At 31.6% G+C, this 10,255-nt stretch carries 6 protein-coding genes; 3 read left to right on the top strand and 3 right to left on the bottom strand.

Annotated features, from left to right (window positions below; all coding sequences use genetic code 11):
* Positions 1-38 precede the first annotated feature (38 nt).
* The 3 genes from H9I45_RS12280 to H9I45_RS12270 form a co-directional block, all read right to left on the bottom strand.
* On the bottom strand, positions 39-4,706 hold the full coding sequence (locus H9I45_RS12280; RefSeq protein WP_176397517.1) for a DUF11 domain-containing protein: 4,668 nt from the start codon (positions 4,704-4,706) through the stop codon (positions 39-41).
* Positions 4,707-5,280: 574 nt separating this feature from the next.
* A complete protein-coding gene (locus H9I45_RS12275) occupies positions 5,281-7,662 on the bottom strand; it encodes a DUF11 domain-containing protein (protein WP_088352816.1) in 2,382 nt (793 codons plus the stop codon).
* An 86-nt stretch (positions 7,663-7,748) separates the two neighbouring features.
* A complete protein-coding gene (locus tag H9I45_RS12270; protein WP_088352815.1) occupies positions 7,749-8,504 on the bottom strand; it encodes a TerB family tellurite resistance protein in 756 nt (251 codons plus the stop codon).
* 309 nt (positions 8,505-8,813) lie between these two features.
* Between H9I45_RS12270 and H9I45_RS12265 the strand changes: the two genes are divergently transcribed.
* The 3 genes from H9I45_RS12265 to H9I45_RS12255 all read left to right on the top strand — a co-directional run bounded on the left by H9I45_RS12265 (position 8,814) and on the right by H9I45_RS12255 (position 10,216).
* A complete protein-coding gene (locus H9I45_RS12265) occupies positions 8,814-9,224 on the top strand; it encodes a BrxA/BrxB family bacilliredoxin (protein ID WP_088352814.1) in 411 nt (136 codons plus the stop codon).
* A 91-nt stretch (positions 9,225-9,315) separates the two neighbouring features.
* Positions 9,316-9,555, top strand: coding sequence for a hypothetical protein (locus H9I45_RS12260; protein WP_088352813.1), 240 nt, complete (start codon positions 9,316-9,318; stop codon positions 9,553-9,555).
* Position 9,556: 1 nt separating this feature from the next.
* A complete protein-coding gene (locus H9I45_RS12255) occupies positions 9,557-10,216 on the top strand; it encodes an HD domain-containing protein (RefSeq protein ID WP_088352812.1) in 660 nt (219 codons plus the stop codon).
* Positions 10,217-10,255 lie beyond the last annotated feature (39 nt).

Below are 10,255 nucleotides of genomic sequence, written 5' to 3'. Positions count from 1 at the left end.
GTTGAAAAGCTTGTGCATATTTTTCATCTATATATTAATTAGTTGTTGCTGTTAGGAGTTGAGTCAATGTCAGTTTCTGTTGTAGAGAAAACTTCTGTTTTATTTGTATATATTGTACCAGCTGTATTAACAGTTGCGCCAATTTTTAATTGATAACTACTTCCCTTGGCCAGTGTTAATAAGCTCAAATCCCAAATACCTGTACTAGAATCATAGGTTGTATTTGTTGGTATAACTGTAGTTGCTGCATCATAGGTTAAACCTGGTGGTAATAAGTCTATAACATTTACATTTGTTGCTGGTTGATTACCATCATTTTTAAGTGTTATTGTAAATACAATTTTTTCTCCAACTTTCTTTATTGGTTTATTTACAATTTTGGTAACACTTAAATCGATAGAACAAGCAGTTGCATCATTTGCGTCTAAAACTGCTGCTGTATTATTTTGTTCATAACCTGTACTATTAACTAATGGATTTCCTTCTGCATCTGATGTAGTTCCTAAATTATTTAAACTACCTCCAACACTTCCTCCTGTTAATGCTGTAAGTTGGCCCAACTGTATATCTCCTGCTCCTTCTATTGCATCTGGACAACCATCATTGTCTGAATCTGTATCTTGATAATCTGGAATACCATCTAGATCTGTATCACAAGCAGCTCTTATAGAGTCAAATAAAAATCCTGGTTGACCTGAATTACTTAAATTTTGTACAACTATTTTAGAGATTTCTAATTCTTTAAAGTCAAAAAAGACAAGGTTTCTTCTTGTATATGTGTCATTGTCTTTCTGTTTTTCTTGAGACAACTCTACATAATCATCACTTATCGTTCCATCTTTTGTAACATCTAATCCTAAATCTGGATATTTTTTTGGTGTTCGAGTTGCAAAAGAACTTCCGGTTGTACCTTCTGCTGTATTAACTATAAAATTTTCTGGATTTGGAATAATTGCGCCTGTTTTATCGTAAACTGTTACTCTATGTTTTTCTCCTAATTGATCGATATCTGTAACCATAAATTTCAATTTTACCGGCGAAGAAAAGGTCATTTGTTGGGTAGACCCTTCATTTGGGTAAACATACTTAAATTGTGTTCCTATAGCATAAAGTTCATCTGCTTCTTTTGTAGGTTCTGAATATGAAGCAATAGATGAACCACCTATATTCGTATAAGTTATAGAAAAAGAGTTTGCAAAGGTTTGTGTTAATACTGGGTTAGAACCTGAAATAGCAACATCAAAATCTCCATTTGCAGCTCTTAGGTTTGTTGTACATTCACCTGTATCTAAAATACCATCATTGTCATCATCTAAATCTACTGAATCTATAATACCATCATTATCATTGTCTTCACAAGCATTTATATCTGCATTTAAATAAAATGCATTTGGTGTAATGTAGCCAGCACCTGCAACTTTTCCTTGCCCATCGACAGTAACAGGACTAGTACCATAAGCTCCATCATCATCAGTATCTGCATTACTTACTGAACCATAATAAGCTTCATCTGCATCGCTACAACCATCTCCATCTGAATCTGTGTCAAAAGCATTTGGTATACCATCATTATCGAAATCTGAATCACAAACAAATTCGTATTCTAAATCTGCAATACCTATTCTTTGTCTTGTATTTGGGCTCGTTAAATCATTAAAATATTGAAAGCTAATCTCAGTAATTGGTTCTGTAAATTTTAATTTTAAAACTCCATTTGCTTGGTTTGGAGAGTCTACATCTCCTATTCCTATAATTTCATTATTACCTTGGTAACTAACTGCAGAACCTTTACTTATAATATTTGTTGTTTCTGATATTACAACAATAGTACCATCTGCTCTTTTAGCCGTTACAATTATTCGATCTTTAAAATCTGAACCTCTTGCATCTATATCTTGCATGGTAAAGGTTAAGTTATTTACTTCGTTTGTAAAAGCAAAAGTTGTTATACCACCACCCGTTTCTCCTGAGGCATTAACAATTTGAAGTACTGTTCCTAAACCAAAAGCGTCTTCTACAGACATATACTCTAAACCAGGGTTTGAAGGGTTGTCTACAAAAGAAACTGTTAGGTTATGATTGTCTACTAAATTTGATATTATTGGTAATGAACCTGAAATATCTGAACCTGAAGGCGAAACTCCAAAATCTGTATCCCAATCGAAAAATCCTGTTGTTGCAGTTGTACAATTATTTTCTACCGAATCTAAAATACCATCATTATCATCATCTAAATCTACAGAATCAGGAATTCCATCATTATCATTATCTTCACAGGCATTAATGCTTGCATCTAAATAATAGGCATTTGGTGTTGTATAAGGCGCTCCAGAAACTTTTCCATCTGTTCCAACTGTTGGTGTTCCTGAACCATAAAATCCATTATTATCTGCATCTGCATTAGCAACTGAACCTAAATAGGCTTCATCTGCATCTGAACAACCATCTCCATCTGAATCTGAATCATTATAATTTGGTATTCCATCATTATCTATATCACATGGATCACTTAAAAGTGGCACAAGCTCACTCTCTGTTGTGCCTGTTGGACCTAACCAAAACTCTGCACGAATATCAATATAATCTAAAGAGGCTATAACTGAATTAAACTGTGCTTGAGAAACTCCAAAATTAGAAGCCGTTAGAGGAACAGATATTGTAAAGTCAGTTTTACCTACAGGTTTGGTCTGTGCAAAAGGATCTTGAGTTAAATCTAATGTTAATTGAGTTGCTCCACTACCTAATCGAATGTCGGATGTTCCTCCGAAAAAACTTTCTCCCGGATCTTCTACATAAAGTCTAAACACTAAATTATTACCATCTATATAAGTGTAATCTTCTCCTTTTGTATTTAGTCTGTAATATGTTGGCATAGGTGCTTGATCTATATATCGCAATCCTTGCTCATTATTATTTGGCCCAGCATCTGAAACAAATGGTGTTCCAGATGCGCCTCCTTCTACTACAGTTAAATTACCCCTTTGCGCATTATTAATAATTAGGTTTTTAGAAAAACTAATATCTGGACATTCAACACCATCTAAAATACCATCATTATCATCATCTAAATCTACAGAATCTGGTACACCATCATTATCATTATCAAAACAAGCGTTTACACTTGCATCTATATAATATGCGTTTGGACTAGTATATGCAGCTCCTGAAACCTTTCCAACACCATCTACTGTTGGAGTTCCTGAACCATAAGTTCCATTATCGTCTGTATCTGCATTTGTTACAGTTCCAAAATATGCTTCATCTGCATCACTACATCCATCTCCATCTGAATCTGTATCTAAATAGTCTGGTATTCCGTCACTATCTGTATCTCTACAATAAATAGCAGCAACAGAAATTGATGTTGTAGATAGTTCTGCAACAATATTTCTACCAACACCATCATCAATATTTATATCGTCTACAATTAAGTTAAATGAACTTGTTGGATTTGTAGGCGAAAATGTAGCATTATAGCCAAATTGAACATTGTTATCTGCGTTATTAAAAATTACTTCAGACACTGCACCTTGTGTAACAAAATTTGTAAAATCGAAAGCATCTAACTCTGTCTGTGTAACATTATTAACTGGTGTAGCTCCAATTGGAGAAGTTGTAATTTGAGCCGATCCTAAGGTATTACCTGCTGAAGTTAGATTAGACCAAGTTCCAGGAACATCCATTGCAATTGCATCTTGTGCAGAAGAATTATCCATATTACCAATACCACCTAATCCTATAGAAGTAACTTTAAAAGGAACTCCTGCTGCAGAAAATGTTGTTATTTTTAGTTTTGGTTGATCTGCGGCACTATCTGTTTTACCAATTTCAAAAGCAATCTTACCATTGTTAATATCTGTAATTATGGTACCATCATTTGGTCCGACACCTACAATATTATTACTACCAACACTACCTGCAGCCTCTAACACTACTTTATTACCAGCAGCATCTTTGTACACCAATTTACCACCAGCAGACATGTCTCCTAAAACACTTTCAGACGGCACTAAATTAAAATCTGAGCTAACAACTGCTGCACAACCTTCATCTACATTTAATATACCATCATTATCTGCATCTGCATCTTCATCATCAATAATACCATCACCATCAGTATCTGGAGTAGAAGTAACTGAAATATTATCTATTGCCGCATCACTTCTAAAATTACTTCCTACGATTCCTTCAAACCTAATTTTAATTACATCACCATCAAAAGCACTTAAGTCTGCTGTAGCAGATAGCCAGACGTCTCCTTTATCGCCAGATCTACTAAAAACATTTGTTAAAACACCATTTTTGTTAACTAAAACATTTAAAGACCCCATATTAGAACCATACATATGATAGTCAAAATTAAGTTGAGATTTTTGTTTTCCTGTTAAATCAAACTCTTTCTCTATCCAAGCTTTTTTACCCGAATTACTTGATGCCTCTATGAAAAGAAAAAAATCTCCATCTGAACCTAAATCAGGACCAGTGTTAGAACTTGGAGTTTCAATATCACGTGACCAATTCATATCATCTCCAGAGACTTGATCCCAACCATCAAAATCACTTTCAAAACTATCTTGTGCCTTAATTATATTAACAAAACTCAATAAAAAAAGTAAAACAATATACAATACTGTTTTCTTGCTTTTTGAAAATAAAAAAAACTGTTTTACAATACTACAGTTTAGTGGTAAGTACTTTTTTTTCATACTGTGTGCTTTATGTTTCAGATTAAACATATATGTTTTTATAAAAACATTTATTTTTTAACTATTACAAAAAAAGTAAGTTTTACTAATTCTTGAATCTAATAAAAACTACTTTTCAGTTTAGTTTTGATACTTTTATTTATTTAAATAATGTAAAAATTAGTTACTTTAGAAAGTATCAAAAGCAAATATAAACTTTTTTTTAACATATGTTTAAGAAAAACTAATGACCAAAGTAAAAAAAAAACAGCCCTGCATTATATTAGTGTAACCTATAAAACTATTGCCAAGTGGAAAAGTTAATCACAAAAAATTGCTTTTATCAAAAAAAAATAAGTTTTATAGCAGGGGAAATCAGTAAAAGTGATGATTTGTAGATAATGGAAACTAAAAAAAACATAAACTGTAAATTCCCTTTCATCCCATAAAAACAACAAAACATCACAAGCATGTAAATTTAATGTTAAACAGATTGTTATTTAGAATAATTATAAATTGTGTTTTTAAAAAAAATTAACATTTTAGCCTAATAATAAATTCCTTAATATCTCCCCAAAAAAAAATGTAATTATTACTAGTTTGTATTGGAATCCACATCTTTTTGTTCAGTTTTAAAAACTTCAGAAGTATTTATAACAAGGTTTGTAGTCGTAATTTTTGCCTTAATTTTTAAACTAATAGATTCGTTTTTTTGGATATTTCTTGTTCCAAAATTCCAAATTCCTGTAGATTGGTTATAGGTAGTATTTGTAGGGATTATTGTTCCTGTAGATATAAAAGTTAAACCGCTAGGTAAAATATCTTTAACTTGAACCCCTGTTGCAATTTCTGGTCCATTGTTAAAGATTGTAATAGTAAAAGTAACCTCATCTCCAACTTTAACAACACTTTTATCTATCTTTTTAGAGAGTGATAAATCTATTTTCTTTGCTGTTATTGTAAAACTCTCGGTTAAGTCATCTACAGATAAATTAGAATCTGTTTGATCTTGTGTATTTGAAACTACGTTACTAAACGTGCCTTCATCCGGTTTATTTGGTACTTTAGAAACAAATTTTAATGTAAATAACTCACCAGCTTCCATGGTACCAATAGTCCAATTTGGACTATTCCATGTTCCTTGACTTGGCGTTACACTAATTAAATCTAATTCTGTTGGAAAAATATCTTTTACCACTAAATTTGTTACAGGTTGCAATCCAAAACTTTCTACAGTAACTGTAAAATTGATGATATCTCCATCTGTAACTGTTCCTGTAATATCACTTGTTTTAGAAACCACAATATCTGGATCACAATTAAAAACTGACACAATTTTAGAAGAATAAGAACAAGTACCTTCTGTAACAATTACATTGTATTCTCCTATTCCTGTTGGTGTATAAGTAGATGAAGTTGCTCCAGCAATTACAACATTATTTCTATACCATTGATAAGCATCAAAACTTTTTGTTTCTTCCTCTAAATCTCCAGCTGGAAAACAACCTCCACCTGTAATTTGTACTCCAACTACAGGAACTGTATCAAATCCAGAAAAATAACCAGCCAAACCAGCATTAGAACCTAAACTCATAAAAGTACCAACTGCAATTGGTCCAGTAGATGTTACATCTATTTCTCCAGACAAACCTGTTACATAGAAAGTTTTCCAATCGGAAGTTCCAGCAGGAACAGTTTGCGCGGGTAATGGAATCCTTACACCATTTTCTCTAACTACAATATTAGAGTTTGCTGTTAAAGATGAAGCTATAATTGTAATTGCAGAAATGTTAGAATTTGCTCCAGCAATTTTATCAATATCGGAAATTTCGTCCATTAAATTCGGTAACAAACAGTTTACTGGTGCAATAAAATTCATACCAATAGTTTGTATTTTATTTGTTGCACCTTGTAAACATTGATACGCATAAACTTCTCTTGATGTAGTTACAAACATGCTTGCTCCTGCAGAATTAGAAGAATAATAACTTCCAGGAACTTCTATATAATCTCCATCGTTTATTGTGCCTATTAAAATTCCACCAGCATATACTTCTGTATTATTTTGTGTCGCTACAATTATTGGAAACTCTGTTTCATTAGATCCTAAACCTCTTACAAAAACATATTCTCTTCCTAAAGAAGCAACACCCACTGGCTGATCTATACCTACATCTCTATTCCCACTTGTACTCCTTATCCCCACATTTAAACCTCCATTACTAATTACAATAGGTTTAGTCGCATGTATTTTTGATCCCAACCAGCCATCTATATTTGCAGTTGTTTCATTTTTTGCTGCTTCTAAGACAAAAGATTGTCCTTTATTTAAAGTAATAGTTTGTGTATCTGCAGTAATACCACCTCTTGCATTTCCTTTTCTAAATTTACAATTTGGGTCGTAACCAGAAACTGTAACAACGGTTCCATCTTCTGTAGCTATCATTCCTAAAGATGTTGTTAAGTTGTTGTTATTTGCCCTATTAGGAATACCTCCCCACCTAAAATCTATACCTTTTGCTTTTGCACCTTTAGATGTTAAAGAACCAGCTTGTGCAGAAGATCTTCCTCTATAATTTACATAAAACTTCTTACCACTTGGTGAAATTATTCTTAAACCAGAATTACTTAAAACCTCTCCTGTATTTGCATTGGTAACCAAAGTAATATTGTTATCACCATTTCCTAATCCGTTAGAATTATCAAATATTTTACCATTTCCTTTAGATAAACCCGTTATTGTTAACAAAGGAGTTGTGCTTGTACCTCTATAAATTTCTATAGAAAATGGAGAAGTTTCTGGGGTTGAAAAATAAACAGCTTGCTGAACAATTCCTTGATTATTAGCTACTTGTTTTAAAGGTGGCAGGTAATGCTCACTATCTAATTGTGCATAAGATTGCATACTAAATAAAGTGACACTTAAAAACAAAAATATTTTAAGAAAAGTAAATAATTTACGATTCAATTTATTCATATAACGCAATTTTTTCGGGGGAAAATTCTATCAAAAATAAGTAAAAAAAAATAAGCACAATTAAAGTAGGTTTTTTAAGCCATAACTTACAAACCTCTTTCTTTTTTTATTTTCTCGTAAGCTGTTTGTATGCTTTGAAACTTTTCTTTAGCTCCTTGTAAATGCTCTTTTCCTAAATCTTGTAATTTGTCTGGATGGTATTTTTTTACCATTTTTCTGTAAGCAGATTTTAACTGATCATCTGTAGCAGATTTTGTGATTTCCAAGATTTTATAAGCATTGTCAGACTCATCATAAAACATTGCCTTTATGGACGTAAAATCTCTTTGGTTGATATACAAATAGCCTGCTATTTTTCTAATTTCTTCAACTTCTTTTTCGGTTACAAATTCGTCTGCTTTTGCAATTCCGAATAAAAAGTGAAGTAATTGTAAACGAGATGCATGAGACATGTGTTCTCTAATCTGAATACACACTTGTCTAGCAGAAATTTCTTTTTTTACAATTCCTTTAAATAATTTAAAAGCATTGTTGGCTCTTTCTTTACCATACATACTTAAAAATTGAGCACGTACAAATTCTAATTCACGTTTGTCTATTTTACCATCTGATTTTATAACTATAGATGCCAAAACAAGCAAACTCATTTCAAAATCTCCAGATTGCGTGTTTACATGTCTGTTATTTTGGGTTTTACTTTGATATTCTCCTTGCTCTAAAAGCAAATCTTTTTCGGAAAAACCATCTACAAAACTACCTATTGCAAAACCTATTGCAGCACCTATTGGGCCACCTAAAGTAAATCCTAATCCTGCACCCAACCATTTTGTGAAATTTGCCATATTCTATTCTCTTTCTATATAATTACAAGGTAGCAAAGTTACAAAGTTCCTTTTATAATTTGTTTAGAAACGTTATGTTTATTGAACTTTTAAATTCTTAATACTTCTAACACAAAAGGTTAACATTCTGCGTGAAGGATTGAAGCATTTGTTTGAGCTCTTTTTTCTTTTTTAGAAAAAAAGCGAGTGCGAAAAGCCTGACGATTTTTTAAAATAGAATGTAGTGATAACGGAATAGTATTTTTAAAAATGGGCACGCCCAAAAAAAGAAAATATTAAGTATCTTTGTAAAGAATTAAATTAAAAATTATGTATCCAGAAGAATTAGTAAAACCAATGCGTGACGAGTTAATTAACGCAGGTTTTGAAGCATTATATACAGGTGAAGACGTAGAAAAAGCAATGGCAAAAGAAGGAACAACTTTAGTGGTTGTAAACTCGGTTTGTGGTTGTGCTGCAGGAACTGCAAGACCAGGAGCAATTGCTTCTTTAGGTGCAGAAAAAACTCCTGATAATTTAACAACTGTTTTTGCAGGTGTAGAGAAAGAATCTACACAAAAAGCACGTGAATTTATGATTCCTTTTCCTCCATCTTCTCCAGCAATGGCGTTGTTTAAAGACGGAAATTTAGTACACATGTTAGAAAGACACCATATTGAAGGTCGTTCTGCACAAATGATTGCACAGAATTTAGCACAAGCTTACGAAGAGTTTTGTTAGACTTACAATAAATCCTTTTTTTTGAAGGAAAGAATTTTAAAAATCCATTCTTTTAGAGTGGATTTTTTTATTTTTATAAAAATTTAAAACTATGGCATCTTTGCTTTCTACTTACACCGTAAAAGAATTACAAAAGAAATTAAAAACACAAAAAATCTTATTTGTTGTACAAACAATTGTGGTTTTATTAATGGTTGTTTTGGCAATTTTTTCTTCTATTGATGAAGGCGTTTCTTTTCAAACCTTTTTACCATTATTCTTTGCTCCTATGAGTGTAATAATGTTTTTTGAAATTAAAAAAATTAAAAAAGAACTTGCTTTAAGAAAATAAAATGAACGAAGAAAAAGTAATTGAAAACACTATTTTATTTGTAAAAGAAGAGTTAAAAGATGCTGAAGGTGGGCATGATTGGTTTCATATAGAACGTGTTTTTAAAAACGCAATTTTAATTTCTAGAGAAGAAGATGTAAACGTTTTTGTAGTTTCTTTAGCTGCATTATTACATGACATTGCAGACCCTAAGTTTTACAATGGAGATGAGACTATTGGACCTAAATTAGCTACTGAATTTCTTGAAAAACAGAAAGTTAACAAAGAAACAATTTTACATGTTGTAAACATAATCAACCATATTTCTTATAAAAATTCATTTGATAAAAATGGTGAAAAATTTACGTCCAAAGAACTAGAAGTAGTACAAGATGCAGATAGATTAGACGCAATTGGTGCTATTGGTATTGCACGTTGTTTTAATTATGGTGGTTTTAAAAATAGAGCTCTGTACAATCCAGAAATTTTACCAAACTTAAATATGACAAAAGAAGAATATAAAAAGTCTTCTGCACCAACAATTAATCATTTTTATGAAAAATTGTTGTTATTAAAAGATAAAATGAACACGGATTCTGGAAAAAAAATTGCAATGCAAAGACATGAATTTATGGAAAAATATTTAGAGCAGTTTTATAATGAATGGAATGGAGTGAAATAAATAATATTGATGCTTAAAAAAATATCATAAATTTAAACT

It is taken from the genome of Polaribacter haliotis (assembly GCF_014784055.1).
GTDB classification, from domain to species: Bacteria; Bacteroidota; Bacteroidia; order Flavobacteriales; family Flavobacteriaceae; genus Polaribacter; species Polaribacter haliotis.
The sequence above is the reverse complement of the archived record's forward strand: the minus strand, read 5'-3'. Positions and strand labels throughout refer to the sequence as shown.